The organism is Mycobacterium sp. 236(2023) (assembly GCF_029623955.1).
Lineage (GTDB): Bacteria > Actinomycetota > Actinomycetes > Mycobacteriales > Mycobacteriaceae > Mycobacterium.
In genome coordinates, this window is record NZ_JARSBP010000022.1 from 1 (window position 1) to 1434 (window position 1434).

Below are 1434 nucleotides of genomic sequence, written 5' to 3' on the forward strand. Positions count from 1 at the left end.
GGGCGTGTCAGATGGTTTGTGTAGCTGTGGCTCCTAGTGAATGGAGCAGTATCGATGGATGTGAGCACTGACGAGCCGATGTCGGGGGCTGACGCCGTAGAGGCGTTGAAGTCCGCGGGTGTTCTTGACGATGTGATGGCCAAGATTGACGCGGGCCAGTTGCAGCTGACTGGGCAGGGCGGGTTTCTACCCGAAATGGTCAAAGCGGTGCTGGAGCGAGGTTTGGCCGCCGAGCTCACCGATCACCTCGGGTACGAGAAGGGTGATCCGGTCGGCCGGCAACTGCCCAACGCCCGCAACGGACACACCCCAAAGACGGTTGCCAGCGAGGTCGGCGACGTCGATTTGGCGATCCCGCGCGATCGCGACGGCAGCTTCATTCCGACGCTGGTGCCCAAGGGCTCGCGGCGCCTGGGCGGCCTCGACGACATGATCATCTCGCTGTACGCCGGCGGGATGACGATCCGCGATATCCAGCATCATCTGGCCACCACGATCGGCACCGAGTTGTCCCACGAGACGATTTCCAAGATCACCGACGCGGTACTCGAGGAGGTCGTCCAGTGGCAAAAGCGGCCGCTTGAGGAGCTGTATCCGATCGTCTATCTCGACGCTTTGGTCATCAAGATCCGCGACGGTCATCAGGTGCGTAACCGCGCAGCCCATATCGCCGTCGGTGTCGATCTCGACGGAATCCGCCATGTGCTGGGTATCTGGGTTACCGCTAACGAGGGCGCGAAGTTTTGGGCCGGCGTGTGCGCCGAGCTGGCCAACCGCGGGGTCAAAGACATCCTGATCGTGTGCACCGACGGGCTCACCGGATTCGCTGAGGCTGTCGAGGCGACCTGGCCGCAGACCACGGTGCAAACCTGCGTGGTGCATCTGATCCGTAATTCAATGAGGTTCGTGTCCTACGGCCAGCGCAAGGCGATCGCGGCCGCCCTCAAAAGTGTTTACACCGCCCCGACGGTCGACGCTGCGGCTGAGGCGTTCGAGGACTTCGCCAATTCATCTCTCGGACAATCGAACCCGACAACAGTGATCGCCTGGCGCAACGCGTGGGAGCGGTTCATCCCGTTTCTGGCGTTCCCGCCGGAGCTGCGGCGGATCATCTACACCACCAACGCGATCGAATCGCTGAACTATCAACTGCGCAAGATCATCAAGAACCGCGGACACTTCCCCAATGACCAGGCCGCGGTCAAACTCCTGTGGCTGGCGATCTGCAACATCGAGGATAAACGCGCTCGCGAACGCCAGAGATACGTTGATGACCCCCTCGCCACCGGAGATCGCTCACGCTACAACCGCCTGGTCGAAGGAGCCCGCACCAACGGCTGGAAACAAGCACTCGGAGCCCTCGCCCTCAACTACCCCGACCGCATCAACCCCTACCTGTAAACCCGCCACATACACAGAAATCTTGACAAGCTC

The 1434-nt window shown here is 61.4% G+C and carries 1 protein-coding gene; it reads left to right on the forward strand.

All coding sequences use genetic code 11. The annotated features are described in order from the left end of the window. The first annotated feature begins 54 nt into the window (after positions 1-54). Positions 55-1401 carry an IS256 family transposase gene (locus tag P9A17_RS33175; RefSeq protein ID WP_278043059.1) on the forward strand — a complete coding sequence of 449 codons (1347 nt, stop codon included), beginning with the start codon at positions 55-57 and terminating at the stop codon, positions 1399-1401. The last annotated feature ends 33 nt before the right edge of the window (positions 1402-1434 follow it).

What these genes read in the sequence shown, in the direction of transcription:
- P9A17_RS33175 (WP_278043059.1), top strand. Translation starts at nt 55, where the DNA reads ATGGATGTGAGCACTGACGAGCCGATGTCGGGGGCTGACGCCGTAGAG.